We start from the raw sequence: 21,555 nt of genomic DNA on the forward strand, positions 1-21,555 counted from the left end.
TACATAAGCGCTTAAAGCGTAGCGCGCGAAGGCAATTCGGAGCGCTGAGCTTGCTTAAGGTTGAAAGCACGGTGTGCTTTCAACGCGAGCGAAGACGTTCGCGCGGCTAATCCATGTGAACGATGTGACGGGTTTTGTTGTTCGGCATGCCGTAAATCGCTACAAAGTGCGGAGTTATTGGACGGGGTTTGTAGTTCTAATCGGCGTGTTGGACTACAAAAAGCGGGATCGTGTGTAGATACAAAAACCGCGGAAGACTAGTCAGTTATAAGACCAGTCAACCGCGGTTTTATTTTTGTTTTTTAGTTTTGATTATGCACGACGATGGCGAGCGAAGTAAGTGCCGCCTCCGATTGCTGCGATTCCTGCAACAACAGCCGCTAGAGCTGCAACAACCTTAAGCGTAGTGTTGTTGGATGCGCTTTGCGCTCCGTCTTGTGCGCCGCCAGAAGCTTGAGCGTTCTTAGACTCATCCTTGGATTCACTAGATTCACTCTTGGAATCCTTATTGGATTCGCTCTTAGACTTGCTCTTTGCAGAATCCTTTGCATCGTTCTTTGCATTATCATTATTGGACTCGCTCTTAGCAGCAGAATCCTTAGCAGCATCTTGTGCTTTAGCAAGATCCTTAGCTGCAGCTTTAGCGCCAGATGCAAGAGCAGCTGCTATGCGGTTAGCGCTGCTTGCGCTAAGAGTGTTAGCGTGCGCTGCGCCTGCAACATTATTCGCTGCAACGCCATTAGCATTTTGAGCGTTTTGAGCGTTTGCACCGTTTGCATCCTGCGATTGTGCAGCTGGAATAGCAGCGTGGAATCCGAGTTGCTCATTTCCGAACAAGTTGTTTGCGTATCCTGCAAGATACTGGTTGTAATAGTTTTCGAAGGATTCGCTAGAACTCGTACTGTTGCTCGTGTTGTTGCCCGTACTGCTGCTAGTGTTATTTTGCGTTGCACTAGTTGAACCAGTATTTTGATTAGCATTGCCTGATTCAGTGTTTTGCTCTTGTGCGCCAGTGCCAGTGTTGGTATTAGAACCACCTTCATTATGGTGTTCTGGTACTACTACTGGTGGTGTTGGTACTGGTGTAGGTGTTGGAGGAGTCACTGGTGGTGTAACAGACTCTGGTGAAACTGTTTTCAGCTGTTCTGTGAGTACTGTTGCAGACTTAGTGAGAGATGTAGCAGTATCTTGCAGTTTAGTACTCGTTGTTGTCAGAGTTTGTATGAAGGTGCCAAACGGTTGATAGGCTGCCAAGAATGTTGCGTTGAGCTGTCCTATAACTTTTTCATCCTTAATAGTTGCAGCTATAGCTACTTGTTTGGTTTTAAGATTCTTCTTTATGCTTTCAATCTTGGTTTTAGCAGCTTCAACAATTTCTTGAGCATGCTTAACCTTAGTTTGAGCATTTGCTACAGCAGTCTGAGCAAGTTTAATCTTCTCAACAACAGCTTTCTTTGCGTCTTCAACAGCTGTTTTTTCTGTCTCAACTTTTTGAGCAGCATTTCGAGCTTTTGTTTGTAATGCTTTAAGTTGGTCTGTTGCTGTACTCTGAGTTGTTTGAGCGCCTTGAAGAGCAGTCTGAGCAACTTGAACTTCACTCTTAGCTTCGGTAACTTTCTGAGTCTCAGCTTTAATCTTAGAATCAAGTTCGCTAATCTTCTGAGTCAGGGTAGTTACCTTATCTTGGGCTTCTTTAAGCTCTTGATCAGCCTTATTCTTGGCTGCTTCAGCAGTCGCTACGGACTCCTTGGCTGATTTTACAGTAGCTTCAGCATCAGTAATAGCCTTGGTCAAAGTAGTCTTGATTTCAGTTTTCTTAGCCTCTGCAGTAGTGCGAGCTGTTTCAGTAGCAGTCTTGGTTTGTGCGGCCGTGTTGCTCAACTCTTGTGCTTTTGCTTGCAACTTTTGAAGTTCAGTTTGAAGCTGCTGAATCTTCTTGTTGCGTGCCTCTTCGCCTAGTTGAGTATCTTCTTGAGCCTTCTGCTTAGCAGCTTCATATGCATTCTTAGCAGTATTCCAAGCGTTCTTCAGCTCCTCAGCTTTCTTAGCGGCCTTAGTTGAAGCTTCATTCGCTGCGGTAGTATCTGACTTAGCTTGTTCAAAGTTCTTCGATGCTTCGGTAATCTTATTTTCCAAAGCCTCAATAGCCTTGCGGTCTTGCTCAGCCATAGCAGACTTTGCTTTCAAAGCATCATACTTAGCATCGAACACAGCCATATTTGCGCTGTTTGCATCCGCGTTTAGATGCCTCAAATTCTCAGCTTCATTTTCGCTTAGTGCAGGAGTACTGCTTTTAATTGTGTCAGCATAGTCTTCGAGAAGCTTCTTGTACTCTTCTATGCTAATTGAGCTTTCGCTACTTCCGTGCCATACAGCAATATCCTGATAAATGTCTTTCTTATCGCGCTTTTCGTAAGAGATATCTGCTTTAGCAAATCCTGAAGCAAAGTTATTGTCTTCGGAGAAATTAGTGTAGTGACCAACTGCAGATCTAAACACATTTGTCACGTGTCCATCTGTGTCGTCGTTAAACAGCTTTGTGCCAGGATGCTCATAGAAATAGTGACCAAAATCTGTGCGATGATCTTTGAGTACGTTCAAGCCTTCAGTAGTAAGTGTGTAATCTATATTGCGTAACTTCCACTTGCCATTTTGTATGGTGTTATCATAGATAGTCTTTTCCAAGTCATACCATCCGTCAACAGCATTGTGCTTCTCATTGCTGTCATAACTGCATGAAAGATGACCAGAATCGGTGTTGCATTGTCCAAGATCCTGCTTTTTCCTCGTAGGATCATAGTTATTATAATCTGCATCCCAAGCAAGGTTTTCTGCAGAATGGATATACGGATGCGTATTCAGCTCTTCTTTACTTGAATCAGCGCCTTTCGTAGCGTCATGAAAAGCAGCATGATTCATAACTGCTGCAGAGTAGAAGGAGTGTACAATGCTTTCTGCAATAAGAGTTAGACGCACTTTAACGGTTTTCATGCTAGAAACGTCATCTTTGCGATACTTGTCAAGAGCTGCATAATAGGTTGCTGCTTGCTTCATATTTTCCAAAGAGTCAGCGCTGCCAACTCGTCCCAAACCAGGCTTTACCAAGTCGTTATACCATGTTGGAGCTTCAGCGGTGTATCCCGGAGTAGTATATGTGACATTTCCAACAGTTTTGTTCTTACCCGGAATCGTATAAGTCTGGCCCTTAAGAACTTTTTGAGCGTTCTCAGCGTCCGTAATAAGATCAGCGTTCTTGTTTTCTCCCTTTGCGTTCTCAGTATTAATCACATATTGCAAGAACTTGTAGAAGTCAGACTTCTTCTCAACAGAATCATTATCCTTAGGAGCGTTCTTATCTGCTGCATCATAAGCTGCTGCTTTCGTAGCAGCTTCACCTTCTGCAGAAGTAACTTTCTCTATTAAGCCTGCGTAGTCTGAATTCTTATCTTTCAGCGCACCCTCTGCATTGATTAATGCGGTGTGCTTAGTTTTGATGTCATCAGCAGCTTTTTGAGCGTCCTGAGCTTTTGTATTTGCTTCGTTTTGAGCTGAATCATAAGCTTGCTTAGCTGCATTTGCTTTCTTTTCTAGCTCTTGTACCTCGGCATTTGTTGTTCCGGAACCAGCAGCGTTCAGATTATCTATTTCTTTTTGAATCTTTTCCTGTTGTTGTGTATTTTCTTTTACTTTTTGCTCTGCTGCTTTGTGTTCATTCTCTTTTTGAGTTGCTACATCAGAAAGCTGATTTGCTTCTGCTTGAGCATCCTGCTTATCTTTCTTAGCCTTTTCAAGCTGAGTATTGGCGGTTTGCAGATTACCTGTTTCAGTTTCTACGTTTTTTCCAGCTTGAGTCTGTTCTGTTGTTTTAGTTTGAACTTCTTTTTCTGCAGTTCCTAAATCTGTAGTTGCTTTACCTTTTTCGTCTTGAGTTGCTTTCAGCTTATTTTCAGCAGCCGTCTGCTTTTCTTTCTCTTGATTAAGCACAGTTTGCTTAGCTTCAACATCTTTGTCAGCTTTATCTACCGCAGCCTTCTGGTCAGCTAATTCCTTATCAGCTTTACCTTTTTCTTCTTCAGCTGTTTGTGCTTCTTTGTGCTTGTTGTCTAATTCAGTCTGAGCTTTAATTACTTCATTGTTAGCATTAGTGGCATCCGTGTTAGCATCAGTAGCTTCGCTTTCGGCCTTATTGACTTCAGTATTAATGGCTTCTTTCTGCGTATTAGCGTCATTTATAGCTTGCTGAGCTTCGCCTTTACCTTTTTCGACCGGATTATCAGTGCTTGGCTGAACAACAGGTTGTGGATTTGTGCCAGAATTTGGTGGAGTAACTGTTTCAGCGTTGGCAACACCTGCCATGCCGAATAATGCAAGAGAACTTGCGCCTAAAGATATTGCTACGGCAAGCTTAGCGTTCATAACTAACCTCTCCTCTTTTCTAATGATTAAAATCGTAGACTCTGCTATTTAAACAAGATTTTGTGCGAGAATCGCAATTTTTTGTTCGCTTCCATTGCGATCTTTTTTAAACCTTGCTTCATACGAAAATAGTATACAGCTCTACGGGGGGGGGGGTATCAAGTTTTCAATGCGATTTTATCAAATACCTATGGATTAACGTTCGAATCGACGATTTCGATCTGCATAATGCGCGAACGATTTTCCCGCTTTTGTTTCCCCAATCGATCAAAAAGGGAACAAACACGGGAAAATCAAAACATCAATCTGCAAACTTTGACGCCATAATGTAGACTAGAAAGATACTCAAAAATCAATCATGTTAAGCACGTTAAACGCGTACAAATTTTAAGGGAAGTGAATATGTCATCGAAATCGGCGCAGCAAAAGTCTTCGCCTATGTCAAATTATGCAAGATTGTTCTCTTTTGAAGGAACGCGAGCGTTTTGCATATCTGGAGCAATAGCAAGGCTGCCTATTTCGATGATGGGTTTAGGAATCGTTCTTGCACTAAACCACATTTACAACAATTGGACTATTGCAGGCACTATGAGTGCCGCATACGTGCTATCGCAAGCAGCCGTAACGCCATTATATGCAAAGCTTTTTGATAGATTTGGTCAAAGAAAAGTTGGAACACTTGCTCTAAGCGCGCAAGTTGTAGCTATGCTATCTTTTGCTGTTGCAGCGCTAATACGTGTACCCTTGCCAATACTTTTTGTGCTTGCAATCTTAATGGGAGTTACGCAATTTGCGTTCGGCGCGCTTGTTAGAACGCGCTGGGCATACACACTTAAAAGTCAAAGCGACGATACGTTACTAAACGTTGCATATGCGCTTGAATCTGGAATTGACGAGATTGTGTTTATTTTCGGACCAATTCTTGCAGCATGGCTTGCCACTAGCGTTCACCCTGTATCTCAACTTTTTGTGCCGGTTTTAGCAAGTGGACTAGGTGGAGCGTGGTTCTTATCACTTAAAAACACACAGCCAGCGGTTATTAAAATCGTGCAGGTAGAAAGCGCACCTAAATACGACGAAGACGTGCAAAATGCAATAAGCGAGCAAAGCGAAAACGTACAAAACACACATAAAAGCAACAACACTACAAAGCTTATAGACAGGCTTTCACTTAAACAACTCAAAAACAAAAATCGTAAGAAGAAGCCTAAAAACGTTCTTCTTTACCGCGGAATCATACCACTTGTTGTTATGTTCCTTGTTTTTAATATGAGTTTTAGCGCTTTTGACGTATCTGTTACTGCAGCAATGCGCGCGCAAGGATTAGACAAATTAATCGGCTTGCAACTTGCGCTGTTTGCATGCGGATCTTTAGTTGGAGCTGTTATTTTTGGTTCGCACAAATTCCGCGGATCTAATTGGTCTCATCTAATCGTGTTTTTAAGCCTTCTTACTATTGGCTTTATTCTTATGAACATTAACTTAGATAGACTCGTGCTTCTAAGCATTTTTGAGCTTTTAAGCGGACTATGTGTTTCTCCGATTTTTGCAACTGGAAATCTTATTGTTAAAGACACGATTCCTGAGCACTCGCTTACCGAAGGATTATCGTGGCTGCCAACGGCATCTGCAACTGGCGCTTCTCTTGGATCAATGGTCGCGGGCTTTGCGATTGACGCGTGGAGCTCGCACGGCGGAATGATGGTTCCATGGATTTCTACGCTTGTTGCAATTCCAATCGCGTCAATTGGGTGGATTATTGTAACACGCAAACAACACTGACGCTTTTCATACTAAAAGGGGTATATGCCACAGCCAAAAAACGTTACAAATGCCTCACCGATAATACAAATGTAACGAATCCGCATATCTCGCAACAGCAAACAGAGAATTACCCTTGCGCGCTACGCTCTAAGCGCGACAACCTGTCTGAGCGTTCAAAGCGTAGCACGAAGGCAATTCGGAGTATTATCTTTTGCAAAAAAGTATTGTAGAATTAGGAATAATAGGTTTTTATAACAAAACAATAAACAAGAATTTTAGAAGGTGTGTAATGTTTGGTTCAGATTTATTCGCAGCAGCAGGCTTTGCTGACATTCAATCAGGCTCCGCAATTTTAGGTTCAATGATTTTCGCAATCGTTGTAGTACTAATCGGCATCGGAATCAAGATTTGGAAAAAATACGGTAAGCATTAGAGTTTACGCTTTAACACACGTTTCAACACACGCTTTAACATTTTGACTTTAGCTTTAGCTTTATAGGTTATTTACGACAAATTCAAAGCGATTTGCTTCATATTTTTAAGTGTTAATCCGTTGAGGCGTAACGCTACAATGGATTAGATGAGTAAGACAACGATGCAATTGACGGATGAGATTCTTGCAGAAATTGTAGACTCTGTAAAAACCTCCCAACCTTCAAAAATAACGAATAAAAAGTCAAATAAAACTGTGAAAAAAGAAAAAACAACTAATACAAGTAAAAAAAGCAATAAAACAAGCGATAACAAGATTAACGATAACAATATCGAATCTTTGAAAGCAAGCAAAAAAATCAAAAATACGCAAAGTTCTAAAAGTTCTAAAATAGTTAAAAACGCGCTTCCACCAGTGGTAAACGATCAGCGCGATGGTGCGTTAATCGCTCCGCCAAAATATCGCAAGGGGTCAATGAGAATTGTTCCGCTTGGCGGATTGGGCGAAATCGGAAGAAATATGAACGTTATAGAATACAACGGTCATATCTTACTTATAGACTGCGGAGTGCTTTTCCCAGAAGAAGAGCAGCCAGGCGTAGACCTGATTTTGCCAGATTTTCACTACATTCAAAACAGGTTAGATAAAGTAGATGCTCTGGTACTTACGCACGGACATGAAGACCATATTGGTGGCGTGCCATATTTGCTAAAAATGCGTCCAGACATTCCTCTAATCGGATCTAAATTAACACTCGCTTTTGTTGAAGCAAAATGTGCAGAACACAGAATCAACCCAAAAATGATTCATGTAGAAGGCAGAGACAAGCTAAAAATAGGTCCTTTTAATTTGGAGTTTATTAGCGTAACACACTCCATTCCAGACGCTCTTGCAGTGTGTGTAAAAACGCCAGCAGGAACGCTTATTGATACGGGAGATATAAAGCTAGATCAGCTTCCACTAGACCATAGGCTTACTGATTTAGTTGAATTCGGAAAGCTTGGTGAACAGGGAATTGACTTATTAATGGCGGATTCCACAAATGCCGAGGTTCCAGGATTCGTTAAGCCAGAAACCACTATTGGACCAGCTTTGAATCGCGCGTTTGCGGAAGCCACTCGCAAAATAATCGTCGCAAGCTTCTCTAGCCATGTTCACCGCGTTCAGCAAGTCGTAGACGCTGCACACAAGTATGGTCGAAAAGTTGTGTTCGTTGGGCGCTCAATGGTTAGAAATATGTCTATTGCGGCAGATCTCGGCTACTTACATATTCCAGAAAATACTGTTGTAGATTTAAAGCAAGCAAAAGATATTCAAGACGACAAGCTTGTGTATATGTGCACAGGATCTCAAGGCGAACCAATGGCAGCTCTTGGGCGAATCGCAGACGGAATACACAAAGATATTACAGTTAATGAGCTTGATACTGTAATTCTTGCAAGCTCACTAATCCCAGGAAACGAGCATGAAGTTTACAAAGTAATCAACAAGCTTGTACAAATGGGCGCTCGCGTAATCAATAAAGATAATGCTGCGATTCATGTTTCTGGTCATTGCAATGAGGGTGAGTTGCTCTACTTGTACAACATTGTTAAGCCAAAATGCGCTATGCCAATTCACGGCGAACACAGGCATCTTGTGGCAAACGGTTCGATTGCTGTTAAAACAGGCGTGGATCCTAAAAATGTTGTTTTGGCAGAAGATGGAGATGTTGTGGACTTGTACCATGGAAACGCCGCCGTTGTTGGATCTGTGCCATGCGGATACGTGTATGTTGATGGCGATTCCGTTGGCGAGCTTACAGACGAAGAGCTGGAAAAGCGTAGAATCCTTGGCACAGAAGGATTTGTGTCTAGCTTTATAGTGGTAAATACAGATAGCGCAGATGTTGTAGCAGGTCCAAAGATTTACTTGAATGCTGTTGCAGAAGACGAGTCTGATTTTGAAAAGATTCGTAGTCAGATTGTTTTCCAGCTTCAAGACGCTATGATGCATGGCGAGAAAGACACGTATAAGCTTCAGCAGATTATGCGAAGAACGCTTGGAAGTTGGATTGCGCGTGCGTTGCGTAGGAAGCCAATGATTGTGCCAGTAGTAGCAAATATTTCAGAAAATAATCAAGAATAAGGAAAATATAAAGGAAATATAAAAAGGAAGGTAAATATGCCAGGAGCAAATCTGACTCGCGTAGAAGCGGCGGAACGTTTTAGCGCAATTCAAATGCCAATTCACTACGATGTTGCGCTTGATTTAGGCAAAGGGGAACGCGATTTTAAGTCGCACACAAAGATTGAGTTTGATGCTAAAGCTGGTGGAACAAGCTTCCTCGATTTGATTGCAAACAGCGTTGAATCCGTTGTGCTTAATGGCGCATCTCTTGATGTTTCTAAGGTTTTTGCAGATAGTCGAATTGAGCTCGCAAATTTGCTTGAGCATAATACTGTAGAAGTTGTAGCAAACTGCCAGTATTCCAACACGGGCGAAGGTTTGCACAGAAGCGTTGACCCTTCCGATGGCAACGTGTATTTGTACACTCAGTTCGAGGTGCCGGATGCTCGCCGCGTTTATGCTGTGTTTGATCAGCCAGATTTGAAGGCGGTTTTTGATTTTAGCGTGGATGCTCCAGAAAGCTGGATTGTGACTTCCAACATGCCAGTTAAGAGCGAAACAGCGCTGGAAGGCCGCGAAACTGAAGCAGGCACTTTGGAAAATGGCGCTGTAGAAGGAATGAAGCGCTGGGTGTTTGAGTCAACTCCAAAAATGAGCTCCTACTTAACTGCGATTTGCGCAGGACCTTATGCTGAGTGGCATACGACTTACAACAACGAAGACGGTCGCGTAGTGCCAATGGCAATGTACTGCCGTCAGGCACTTAAAGACGCTTTTGCAAAAGACGTTGACTACTTGTTCGATATTACGAAGAAAGGTTTTGCTTTCTACGCTAAGACTTGGGGAGTGCCATACCCGTACGCAAAGTACGATCAGATTTACGTGCCAGAATATAACGCTGGAGCTATGGAAAACATTGGTATGGTTACAATTCGCGACCAATACGTGTTTGAATCCAAGGTCACGGACGCATATGCTGAGCGCCGCGTTGTAACAGTTTTGCACGAGCTTGCACACATGTGGTTCGGCGATTACGTAACTATGAAGTGGTGGAACGATTTGTGGCTTAACGAGTCTTTTGCAGAATTCACTTCTACGCTTGCAACTGCTGAAGCAACAGAATGGCATGACGCTTGGAGCACTTTCAATTCTGGAGAAAAAAGCTGGGCGCTTAATCAAGATCAGCTTCCAACAACCCACCCAATCGTTGCTCCAATCAACGATTTGAACGACACTTCCGTTAACTTCGACGGCATCACTTACGCAAAGGGCGCTTCCGTATTAAAGCAACTCGTAGCGTACGTTGGTCGCGAAAAGTTCTTTGAAGGAATCCACAATTACTTGAGCAAGCATGCATACAGCAACGCAACTTTGGCTGATTTGTTGCACGAGTTGGAGCTTACAAGCGGACGCGATCTTAAGGCTTGGAGTGCTCAGTGGCTTGAAAAAGCTGGAATTAACACGATTTCTACCGAAGTTGAAGAAGCAGCTGACGGTACTATTGCTTCCTTGCGTTTGAGTCAGAGCGCACCAGTTGAGCATCCTGTTCTTCGTGCACACCGTTTGGCTGTTGGATTCTACAATGTAGATGAAGTAACTGGCGAAATTGTGCGCACAAAGCGAATCGAACTAGATGTTGACGGCGAAGTGACAGAAGTGGCGGAAGCGCGCGGCGAAAAAATGCCTGCGCTTATTCTCGTGAACGACGACGATTTAACGTACACAAAGTTGCGTTTTGACGCAAAGTCGCTTGAGTTTGCTGCAGAAAACTTGTATCGTTTCAAGGATTCTTTGACTCGCTCGCTTATTTGGCTCGCATTGTGGGATATGACTCGCGACGCAGAATTCCCAGCAGAACGCTTCGTGGAACTCAGCCTTAAAGCCTTGGCAACTGAGCGCGAATCAACTACTTTCCGCTATGCTCTTGGTCAAGTAAAGGTAACTGCAAGCCACTACGTGGTGCCTGAGCGTCAAGCAGAAGTCGCAAAGCATGTAGCTCACGAACTTTGGCAGTTGGCTTTGGCAGCTTCTGCAGGTTCTGACGAGCAATTCCAGTTGCTCAAGGCTTATCTTGGCTACGGCGAAGTTGGAGATGCTGAATTTGTGCGCGTAGCTAACGGATTACTTGACGGTTCCGTGAGTTTGGAAGGCTTGGAAATCGACAACGACTTGCGCTGGAGCATTCTTATTGCGCTCGCAGGCGTGAACGCTTTGGACGAAGCTGGAATTGACGCGGAACTTAAAAAGCGCGATACTACCGAGAATCGCGAATACGCTTACCAAGCTCGTGCGGCTCGATCAACTGCAGAAGCTAAGGATTGGGCTTTTGAACAGGCTTTGCGTAATCTCAATTTGACTAATATGCAAATGGGTGCTGTGGTTGCTGGCTTTGCAAGCACAGCTAAAGGCGATTTGGTTAAGCCTTATGTTGAGCGCTACTTTGCTGAAGTTGAGTGGATTTGGAAGAATCGCACATTCCATATGGCGGAAACTTTGATTGAAGGCTTGTATCCAAATTATGCGGATGTAGACGAATTAGTTGAGCGCGGACAGCGCTGGCTTGATGAGCATAAGGATGCGGATCAAGCTTTGCGTCGTATGGTGCTCGGCAAGCTTGATTCTTCTCGCCGTACGCTTAAGGTGCAGCATTACAACGCTTCGCTTTAGTATTTTGCAAGTTAATGGCTATTTTCAATGTACATTCCTAATAAGAAAATAGGGAAATGTAGATTGAATCTAAGTTTATTAAAGATTAGGTTGATTAAAGATTAATTCAAGGAGTCGCAAGATGGCAGAAGATATGCATCAATCAACGCCAACAATACATGGTGAGCAACTAAACGCGGATGGTACGCAGAAAGCGCAAGACCGCGTAAACAATCGATCTTTGCGCCCAAACAGCGATTCCTTTAAAGAGTTTATGACTAGTGGCTGGGATAACCAGGAGCCACAAATCGAACCGCTTGAGTCCTCAAAGTACACGCCAGCACGCTTAGAAGCGCTTGGTAAGAGGTTCCCAGGCGAGCGCCTTGTTATCCCAGCAGGTCAGCCAAAAGTACGCAATAACGATTGCGACTACGCTTTTAGACCAGACACAACTTTCGCATACTACACTGGCTTGGGTCAGGATTACGAAGCTGGCGCTGTTCTTGTACTTGAGCCGGTGCAAGCAGGTAGCGACGAGGAATCGGCTGGCGAAACTCACGTTCCGCAGCTTTTTGTGGCTCCTCGCGCAGACAATAGCACTGATGCGTTCTACAAAGACCCGCACTACGGTGAATACTGGGTTGGTCCTCGCGCAGGACTCAAAGAGTTGAAAGCTATGACAGGCATTGAAACGCGTGATATTGCGGAGCTTGACGACGCAATCGCAAAAAATGTTAGCGACGATAATAGCTCTGCCGAAAGCGTGCGTGTGCGAATTGTGCGAGAAGCGGACTCCGATTTAACAGCACGTGTAGATGAGTTAAGAGAAGCGAGCGGATTTAGCGACGAAGATGCAAATATTGCTGCAGACGATAAATTGCACGAAGTAGCAGCCGAAGCTCGTATGCTTAAAGATGCTTACGAGATTGGTGAAATGCGCAAAGCTGTTGCTGCTACAAAGTTAGGCTTTGATCGCATGCTTACGCGTTTACCTCAAGCTTTAGGCAAAGAGCATTCTGAGCGCATGATTGAAGGCGCTTTTAACTCCGTTGCTCGAGAAGTTGGAAACGAGGTTGGCTACGATACGATTGTTGCTTCTGGAAAGCACGCTCCAATTTTGCATTGGATGCGCAACACGGGCGTGGTTTCTAGCGGGGATCTTCTTTTGATTGATGCAGGCGTAGAAGTCAACAGCCTTTACACGGCAGACATTACGCGAACTTTCCCAACAAACGGCAAGTTTACAGACTTGCAAAAGAAGCTTTACCAGTGCGTTCTCGACGCTCAGCAAGCTGGTTTTGAGGCGGCTAAGCCAGGCGCCACTTACAGCGATATTCACCACGCTTGCATGCGCGTGCTTGCGGAGCATTTGCACGAGTGGGGTATTCTAAAGGTTAGCGTTGAAGAATCGCTTTCGCCGCAAGGTCAGCAGCATCGTCGTTGGCATGCGTGTGGTGTTGCTCACCACTTGGGTTTGGATGTTCACGATTGCGCTCAAGCTCGCTACGAGGCGTATCAGGGTGCGAAGATTACTCCAGGAATGATTTTCACAATCGAGCCTGGCTTGTACTTTGCTGCCAATGATCTTATGCTTCCGCCAGAAATGCGCGGAATTGGAATCCGCATTGAAGATGATGTTTTGATGACGGAGAATGGCCCTGAATGGCTTTCTATCGATATTCCTAAGCAGATTGATGATGTAGAGGCTTGGATGGCTCAGTGCGCGTCAAAGTAACGTGCGGCAGAGCAACTTTTTTCGATGAGATTAGTGCCACTTTTCTTATATTTCGGCGGAAAAGTGGCAACTAACCGTTGAGTTGTAAAGTTCAAAATCCTAAAGACCCAATTTATCTAATCTTAACGCAATAATGTTGTTATATCGCTTTGTTATAACAGCATTATTTTATTATCGGCGTGCTGCGGGTAAAAATGTTGAATCAACAAGTTGTAGCCAAAATCATTGATGCTCTTGAAAGGAATATAATGACTAAGCCAATCGTTCTTTCGCTTGGAGAACTACTGTGGGATTTGCTCCCACAAGGAAAACGAGTTGGAGGTGCTCCAGCCAACTTTGCGTATCACGCGCAATGCAATGGAGCAGAAAGCTATGTTATTAGTGCGGTTGGAGAAGATTCTCTCGGTGATGAACTTGTTGAAGAAGTTAAAAAAGCAGGGATCAAGCATGTTATTCAGCGCAATGCTTGGCCAACTAGCACAGTAGATGTGGAACTTAAAAATGGCATTCCAGAATACACGATTGTGCGAAACATTGCGTGGGACCATATTGTTTATACGCGAGAACTTGTAGATCTTGTTAGCAAAGCAGACGCGATTTGCTTTGGTACTCTTAGCTTAAGATCGCAAGAAACGCACGACACTGTTTTGGAGCTTTTAAAGCACACTAAGCCAAACGCCATGAAGTTCTTTGACATTAACATTCGTAGCGATCATTATTCAAAAGATTTAATTGATGCTCTGCTCAAAGAGGCTACTGTTTTTAAGCTTAACGATTCTGAGCTGCTTCTTCTTAGAGACATGTTCAATATTCGCGAAACTTCAGACAATGAGGCTTGCAAATGGTTCCAGGCGCGCTACGGCTTGGATTATGTGATTTTGACTGGCGGATCTACTTTTAGCACAATCTTTACTAAGACGGGAGAAAGCTCCACATATCCGACCCCTCATGTGGAAGTTAATGACACAGTTGGTGCTGGCGATTCGTTCTCTGGTACTTTTACTGCAAGGATTTTGGCTGGCGATTCGCTTAAAGACGCGCATCGTGCTGCAATCAACACTGCTGCGTACGTTTGCACTCAAGCAGGAGCCTGGCCAGAGTACCCGAGCGAAATCCCAGACTATCTTTCTAAAGCAGGACTGTAGTCTGTAAGAATATAAACAAAAAGCTTCAACTTGTAAGATGAATTAGGTAATTCCTAGAATCAAACGAGTTGAAGCTTTTTTATACGCCACTAAGGCGATTATCTAGTGGGGCCTCAGGGGCTTGAACCCTGGACCGGCGGATTATGAGTCCGCTGCTCTAACCGACTGAGCTAAAGCCCCACGCTAACAAAGTCAGCAACGACTAGATTAGCACACACCCATAAACGTTTAACACGCTATGCAACACTATTCATATACAATTCGTATTGCAATGCACACTTATGTGCTCTGCTAGTCTAGTCGCCAGCTGTTTTAGCTCGAATAATTATGCTACTGTAGCTTGTCCTCTTCCAGAAGCGAAATTACTCAAAGCTCCAGTTTTACGAACTGCAACGAACAAAATCCAAGGAATAATTCCAGCAATCACAATACCGCTTATAAACTCACAAATCATGTGAATTGTTAGATAATTTACAGACTTACCTTGGTAGATTACGAACATCAAATAAATACCATATTCAATAGCTGTAAGACCACCAGCAATAACGCTTAAGGTAAGGTTATACTTCTTATATTTGGCAATCGCAAAAGGAATTTCGCTAAACACAGCTTGTAAAGCGGCAGAAGCAAGAACCATGAATGCGGAGAATTGTTGACCAAGAATATTTTCGAATACAGCACCAAGAACATTAACATAAATCGCAGCACCAGGCTTACGAATTAAAAGAAGAGCAAGAGGGCCAGACATGTACCAAACGCCATGCAAAATGCTGCCAAATCCAGGCAAAATCGTTCGCAAAATAGGTGAAATCTGGGAGAAGAACACAATAGTAAAGCCCCAGTAGATTACACCAAACAAAGCAGCTAAAGCAGCTCCAAGTGATATATCTGCCACTCGCCAGCGAAGACTGCTAATTATTGTAGGCGTAACTTCTTCTTGATTCTGAGCCTTGTCTGTTATAGGCGTGCTGGATTGGGTGTAATTTGATTCATTATTTGATTCATTATTGAAAATATCACTCATAAGAGTCCCTTAACTACTAGACGCTGCGTATTGTAATTTCTTTAAAATCGTCTCTTGACCTACGCAGCCTGGGCGGAAACGACATCGAGTACTCTACCATTTAGTTTCCACTAACACGCCTTTTGAATAATTTTTTGTATAATTTGTAACATTTTTTACTATTGCAGAAATTTATAACGCGTTATAAAGTCGCTTACGCGACGCCAAGCAAGGAATATCGCTCGCGTTGCAAATGTCTCGTGAGCGAGACAAATCTAACGAATTTGAGCCAAAAAACGTTACAAATGTCTCATCAATGATGCAAATATAACAAAAAACAGCCAAAAACTGTTACATATGTCTCGTGAGTGAGACAAATCTAACGAATCTGTAGTGCATTTCTACTTCGACACGCCGTAAAGCAGGAACAAAAACACTACAGTTACTAATCTAGATAGTTGGAAAAATGAGCATAAGAATGTCGCATATAACGAACACAGCGTATGGCGAGAGTTAAATCAGGGGGAGTGCAAACAAAATGTCTATGGAACATCCAAATAGTAACGGCGAGCGCATTATTGACGTTGAGCGTGATATTATGCGACGCGCTCCAGAACATAATAAGACGAATCTTGATTTAGACAGAATGCGCCTAATACTTGATATTTTGGGACATCCAGAGCAATCTATGCACGTAATTCACATTACTGGCACCAATGGCAAGGGATCCACGGCTCGCATGGCGGAGGCGATTTGCCGCGCGTACGGTTTGCGCACGGGTCTTTACACTTCGCCGCATTTGCAACGCGTCAATGAGCGAATCATGATTGATGGCGAGGAAATTAGCGACGACCATTTCGTTGACGTGTATAATCAAATGAAAGACATTATAGACATGGTTGACGCTCGCATGGACGCTGATGGTAAGCCTCGCATGAGCTTTTTTGAGGTGCTTACAGCTATGGCGATTTGGGCTTTTGCCGATGCTCCTGTAGATGTTGCCGTGATGGAAGTTGGCATGGGTGGCGAATGGGACGCCACTAATGTTATGAATGCTGATGCTGCGATTATTGGTCCTGTAGACATGGATCACATGCAATGGCTTGGAAACACGGTTGAAGAGATTGCGCGCACAAAAGCGGGCATTATTAAGCCAAATTGCACTGTGATTTTGGGGCCGCAGCCACACGAATCGCAAGTCTTGCCGATTATTCAAGAGGTGGCAAATCGCAATAATGCCAAGCTTTTACGCGACTTTAGTGACGGCAGTGGCGAGCTAGAGGTTATTTCGCGCACTCCAGCTGTTGGCGGTCAAGTTGCCACTTTGCGCACGCCTAATGGCACTTATGAAGATGTGCCGATTGACAAGTTTGGTGTGCATCAGGCGCATAATGCTTTGGCGGCGCTTGCTGCTGCGGAGGTTGTTCTGCCTGTAAATGGCGCTTTGGATGGCGATTTGGTTGCCGAGGCTTTGAGCCAAGTTAAGGTTCCTGGGCGCATTGAGCAAGTGCGCACTTCTCCGACAATTATTATTGATGGCGGCCACAATGTTAATGCTGCTGAGTCGCTTCGTAAAACAATCGAGGAGAATTATAATTTTGAGCAGCTTATTGGCGTTGTGGCAATGATGGCAGATAAGCAAGTTGAAGAATACTTGGGTGTTCTTGAGCCGATTTTAACGAATATTATTGTTACTCGTAACTCTTGGCGTGATCGCGTTATGGATCCAAAAGATTTGGAGAAGATTGCGGTTAACGTATTTGGCAGAGATCGAGTGATTCGTGTTGACGATCTTCCAGACGCTATTCAAGAAGCTGTGAATCTTGTTGACGAAGACGATGAGCTTGGAGTTGGATACGGACATGGAGTGTTGATTTGCGGCAGTTTTGTTACAGCTGGCGACGCTCGAACTATGCTTATTGAGCGCGTTAATCCAGACTTAAAGAAGCCTAAGGATCAGCGCGCTAATATTCATCCAAACATTGCGAATTGACTTTAGCTAAAGAGAGGTGCTTAGCTAAAGAGAGGTGCTTAGCTGAATAAGCGTTTAATAATAAACGAATCTCCTTCGTAAGGAACATGCTTGTTGTGCACCTTTATCCAGCGTTCGTCGCCTTTTCCGATAGCAAGTATTATGTTGAGTCTGTTGTTCTCTCTCGCATCTTTTCTTGCGTCTTCGACACTGTACTCAATAGCTTCAGCTCTGTTTATAATAATTCGCGATTCAACGTTTGTATTGGTTACGCAAGATTGCATGTATTTGCAAATGTCCATTTCGTCTTCGACATTTGTGTCTTCTTGAGTGAACACAAATTGGCTGATTCGATCTTGTGCAGCTTGAACTATTTCTTTTCTCCTGTCAACGGCTTTGTCTCCAGTGGATCCTGTTACAAGCGTGATTCTAAGATCATTGTTACCGTATTTGTCGTATACGAAGTCGATAACAGATTTTGTGGAAATGTAGTTGTGTGCGTAATCTACTATGGCAACTGTATTGGATTCTGTGTCTTTAAAGACTTCCATTCGCCCTGATATTTGAACGTTTTCTATAGCATGTAGGGCTTTTCGATCTGTGTTCTCGTTTATGCCTAATGCGTTTGCTATTGCAATTGCTGCAGTGGCATTTTCGTAGTTAAAGTCGCCTGCGATTTTTAGATTGAATTTGTCTATAGTTGTGTAATTAGGTACGAATTGTTTTTTGTTTTTCTTGCTTTCGTTGTCTAAAATAGCAACATAATGTTCTTGCGCGTCTGATGAAACTGGCATTGCTACATATTTTGTCCAAATAAGTTCTGGGTATTTTTCGCTCTTTTCGTAAGGGTGAATGTCTGAATTATCGCTGCATTCTGGGCAGTTGCAGATGTTTTCGCCCATTTCTTCTTTTCGTACTCTTGAAAATGTTGTGACGTCCACGTATTCGTTTTGTGCGTCTTGGAGTATTAAGTCTGCGTGAGCGCAGTCTGCATTGAGTATAAGCGCGTCAGTGTTTTTTACGATTTGGCGTTTGCAATACAGGTAGTCTTCAAAAGTTGGGTGTTCTATTGGGCTTATGTGGTCTGGGCTTATGTTTAGGAATGCTGCCACATTAAAGTGTAGTCCGTATACTCGCTCTACTTTGTATGCTTGTGATGAAACTTCCATGACTAGGTATTTCATACCGTTTTTTACGGCTTGGCTCATCATGCGGAATGCGTCTAGGCTTTCTGGTGTAGTCAAATTAGATTCAACATATGTTTTTCCATCTAAGCAATTGTCAACGGAGGAGAATAGGGCTGCTTTGCCTTCAGAATGTTCGTTTAAAATTGCATGAGTGAAGTAAGCTGTTGTTGTTTTTCCCTTTGTTCCCGTAATTCCAATAACTCTAAGTCTTTCTTGCGGGTTTCCAAAGAATTCTGATGAAAGCAAGCTCATTGCTTTACGAACGTCTGTTACTATAAGTCCTACTGCATTGGTGTAATCCGCGTAACTTTGCTCGGCAACGTATGTAGTTAAGCCATTTTTATCAGCGTCTTTAAGATATTCTGGCTTAAAATTGCCTTTAATGAACAGAAGAGTGTTTTTCTTAATATCTCGTGAATCGTATGTTATGTGGTTGTATGTTTTTTTGTAGTTTTTAAAATCGTCCGCGTTCATAGACCAGATTTCGTTGCGAATATGCACGAAATCGTTGTTTTCTATGTTGTTTTCTATGCAGTTGTTTTGTTCGTCTGAGTGTTCAGTATTAGTCTGTGGGAGTTTTTGGATAATTTCTCGTAGAAGTCTGTAATTTTTTAAAATTGTGCTTGCGTCTAGCATGTTTAGATGAAGATTTGTTTTTTCGCTCATTTTGTTCCTCTTGATTTTGAATTATAGCCAGTTTCCGCTGCTAGCTGGTTTTCCTTTGGATTTTAGCCACTCGTCAAAGCTGTTTTTCCACTTTGCATACGCTTTGCGTTGCCATGTCATTAAATCGCATAATTCAAGATTTGCAACATCTTCATGTAATTCGCTTATAGGCTTAATCAAGTCTACTGCGGCTACAGTGTCTGCTGTTGCGTCGTGAAAGTCTCCGATTGGCTCTACGCCGTAGAATTGTGTTGTATGCGTAAGTGTTCGCTTGCCTGTGCGCTTAGAAACAGCGCGGTCTATAACTAATGGGTCTACTACAAGAATTTCTCCATCGTTGATTGTGCTATTCGGGCGATTGTTCAGGCTTGTTAAACCCCATTTTTTTAAATCATGCCTTAGCATTTCAACGTCGAAAGGAGCGTTGTATGCAAGCAGTGGAATATTTTTGCTCTGCGCGAGGCTTACCGCCGCAGCCAATGCTTCGATTTCCGCCGTTGGTTCCCCACCGTTTTCTTGTAGGAACTCGTCCGTAAACCCGTTGACTTGGCTTGCTTTTGGATTAATTGGCTTGTGCGGGTTTATTAACCAGGTTGCTATCACATCATTGTGAGTCTTATTTTGTGGGTTTCTGAGCACAAGAGTTGCTGAACAAATGGAGTCTTCGCCGAGAATTGCGCCCGTTGTTTCTGTGTCGAAACCGAGCAGGAAGGATTGGCTGAGCGGCGTTTTTTCGCTTTGCTGCTGTGTTTCGTTTAGCGTTTCCATAAGCTCGTTAATGTTGTTTGGCATAGTCTTAATCGTAGAATGCGCTGCAGACCCTGAGTTTGTGTTAGTAAATGGTGGATTGTTATTTTTTGTAATGTTTCGTCTATGAGTTATTTAGTGCGAATTTTTGCAAAATATGTAATAAAATGCCCTCAAAGTACACAATTATATGATAGAATAGCATCAAGAACGCTCGTTATGTTACAAAAAGTAACATTTTCTGAGAGTTGAGATGTGCTTTTTGTTTAGGAGTCGTTGTGGATTTACCTTTGCAAAAGCAAAGAAACAAAATAATAAATACAAAATAACAAAATAACAAAATAGCAAAAGATTTAAAATCAAAAGGACAAAGGTGTATATGAACATGAACATCAATGACGGATTTAATGAAAGACTTGGCGACGGACTTAACAACTCTCAAAATCATCAGAATGCTGCTGATAATAATAATGGCGAATATTCTTATAATTCTTATAAGTCATATAAGCAAGGAGAGTATGCTCGCAATCATATTCGCATTACTGCAACGAAATTGTCTGACGGTCGTGACTTTTTCTATCTTGATGATAGCCCAGATTATGTTAGCGGTCTTAAAACGCGCGAATTGAAAGATCCTCGAAAATTAGCGTATAGGTTTGCCTCGCATATTGATGCGGATGGTAATGAAGTGCAGTATGCAGCTCCGCAAATGCGTCAAGATCCTCTTACTGGAGACTGGATTCCTATGTCTACAGCGCGCATGAATCGACCAATCACTGCTGGCCCTGGAGCGCTTACTAAGGGCAATCCGCTTGCCGCTCGCAAACCTGGTTCTGCATATCAAGATGGGGAAGTTCCAGACACTGATTACGATGTTGTGGTTTTTGAAAATCGTTTTCCATCCATGGTTCAAGTTCCTGGTGTAAGCCGTGAACCTCATTATCTTAATGGCAATCCACTATGGAAACAGGCTCCTGCAGCTGGGCGTTGTGAAGTGATTTGCTTCGGACCAGACGAAAATATGTTACCGGCTCAATTGCCAGTATCTCGTTTGCGAACTGTAGTAGAGGCGTGGGCTTTTAGAACGGCTGAAATTAGCCAGATTGATGGAATTGAACAAATATTCCCATTTGAAAATCATGGTGCAGAAATTGGCGTTACTTTAGCTCATCCTCATGGTCAGGTTTATTCTTATCCGTTTATTGCGCCTAGACTTGAGCAAGAATTGCGACATACTCAAGCTTATTTTGAACGCACTGGCAGTAATTTGTTGAAAGATTTAATGCTTTCAGAGATTGATAATGCTTCGCGCATTGTAATGAGAAATCACAGTTGGGTGGCATATGTTCCAGCAGCAGCGCGCTGGCCACTAGAGGTGCATGTGGCTCCAGTTAGAGATGTTCTTTCTTTGGATCAGCTTGATGATCAGGAGCGTTGGGATTTGGCGCAAATGTACTCAACATTATTGCGTCGCGGAAACGCGTTCTTCGATAAGGGAGATGGATTGGGAATGGACCTTCCATATATTGCAGCATGGCATCAAGCTCCATTGCATGACCCTCGTCGTGAAAATTATCGTCTTAATTTGCAATTCTTCTCATTCCGCAGAGATGTCAACAAAATCAAGTATTTGGCTGGATCTGAGTCTGGTATGGCTGCTTGGGTTTCAGATACTACGCCAGAACTTATCGCACAACGATTCCATGAACTCGGTGCAGTTGACTTAGACTAG

General features: G+C 43.1%; 12 protein-coding genes and 1 tRNA gene. 8 read left to right on the forward strand and 5 right to left on the reverse strand.

Features of this window, described 5'->3' with window-relative positions; all coding sequences use genetic code 11:
- Positions 1–312: 312 nt before the first annotated feature.
- On the reverse strand, positions 313–4,416 hold the full coding sequence (locus tag HXT55_RS02030; protein WP_421792331.1) for a hypothetical protein: 4,104 nt from the start codon (positions 4,414–4,416) through the stop codon (positions 313–315).
- A gap of 402 nt (positions 4,417–4,818) precedes the next feature.
- On the opposite strand from HXT55_RS02030, the gene HXT55_RS02035 reads away from it, so the two are divergent.
- The 6 genes from HXT55_RS02035 (at position 4,819) to HXT55_RS02060 (ending at position 14,248) form a co-directional block, all read left to right on the forward strand.
- On the forward strand, positions 4,819–6,198 hold the full coding sequence (locus HXT55_RS02035; RefSeq protein ID WP_004116711.1) for an MFS transporter: 1,380 nt from the start codon (positions 4,819–4,821) through the stop codon (positions 6,196–6,198).
- 271 nt (positions 6,199–6,469) lie between these two features.
- Positions 6,470–6,613: a hypothetical protein gene (locus HXT55_RS02040; RefSeq protein WP_004113042.1), complete on the forward strand. Its 144-nt coding sequence runs from the start codon at positions 6,470–6,472 to the stop codon at positions 6,611–6,613.
- 147 nt (positions 6,614–6,760) lie between these two features.
- On the forward strand, positions 6,761–8,740 hold the full coding sequence (locus HXT55_RS02045) for a ribonuclease J (RefSeq protein WP_101888643.1): 1,980 nt from the start codon (positions 6,761–6,763) through the stop codon (positions 8,738–8,740).
- Between the two features lie 36 nt (positions 8,741–8,776).
- A complete protein-coding gene (pepN, locus tag HXT55_RS02050) occupies positions 8,777–11,389 on the forward strand; it encodes an aminopeptidase N (RefSeq protein WP_421792334.1) in 2,613 nt (870 codons plus the stop codon).
- A gap of 121 nt (positions 11,390–11,510) precedes the next feature.
- Positions 11,511–13,103 carry an aminopeptidase P family protein gene (locus HXT55_RS02055; protein ID WP_116439854.1) on the forward strand — a complete coding sequence of 531 codons (1,593 nt, stop codon included), beginning with the start codon at positions 11,511–11,513 and terminating at the stop codon, positions 13,101–13,103.
- A gap of 248 nt (positions 13,104–13,351) precedes the next feature.
- On the forward strand, positions 13,352–14,248 hold the full coding sequence (locus tag HXT55_RS02060; RefSeq protein ID WP_004114510.1) for a carbohydrate kinase family protein: 897 nt from the start codon (positions 13,352–13,354) through the stop codon (positions 14,246–14,248).
- 106 nt (positions 14,249–14,354) lie between these two features.
- On the opposite strand, the gene HXT55_RS02065 is transcribed toward HXT55_RS02060, so the two are convergent.
- Positions 14,355–14,428: transfer RNA gene (locus tag HXT55_RS02065), tRNA-Ile, on the reverse strand.
- A 145-nt stretch (positions 14,429–14,573) separates the two neighbouring features.
- Entirely contained in the window at positions 14,574–15,272 is a 699-nt protein-coding gene (locus HXT55_RS02070; RefSeq protein ID WP_004114512.1) for an ECF transporter S component, read from the reverse strand.
- Between the two features lie 517 nt (positions 15,273–15,789).
- Here HXT55_RS02070 and HXT55_RS02075 point away from each other — a divergent pair.
- The gene (locus tag HXT55_RS02075; RefSeq protein WP_421792336.1) at positions 15,790–17,244 is read left to right on the forward strand and encodes a bifunctional folylpolyglutamate synthase/dihydrofolate synthase; all 1,455 of its coding nucleotides are present in this window, start codon (positions 15,790–15,792) and stop codon (positions 17,242–17,244) included.
- A 38-nt stretch (positions 17,245–17,282) separates the two neighbouring features.
- Here the strand turns inward: HXT55_RS02075 and HXT55_RS02080 are convergent, their stop codons facing one another.
- Entirely contained in the window at positions 17,283–19,076 is a 1,794-nt protein-coding gene (locus tag HXT55_RS02080) for a UDP-N-acetylmuramoyl-L-alanyl-D-glutamate--2,6-diaminopimelate ligase (protein WP_421792338.1), read from the reverse strand.
- A 21-nt stretch (positions 19,077–19,097) separates the two neighbouring features.
- The gene (locus HXT55_RS02085) at positions 19,098–19,868 is read right to left on the reverse strand and encodes an exonuclease domain-containing protein (protein WP_421792340.1); all 771 of its coding nucleotides are present in this window, start codon (positions 19,866–19,868) and stop codon (positions 19,098–19,100) included.
- Positions 19,869–20,208: 340 nt separating this feature from the next.
- On the opposite strand from HXT55_RS02085, the gene galT reads away from it, so the two are divergent.
- Positions 20,209–21,555 (forward strand): galactose-1-phosphate uridylyltransferase, encoded by a 1,347-nt coding sequence (gene galT / locus HXT55_RS02090; protein WP_421792342.1) that lies wholly within the window; start codon positions 20,209–20,211, stop codon positions 21,553–21,555.

The sequence above is a fragment of the Gardnerella sp. KA00718 genome (assembly GCF_049244285.1).
GTDB classification, from domain to species: Bacteria; Actinomycetota; Actinomycetes; order Actinomycetales; family Bifidobacteriaceae; genus Bifidobacterium; species Bifidobacterium vaginale.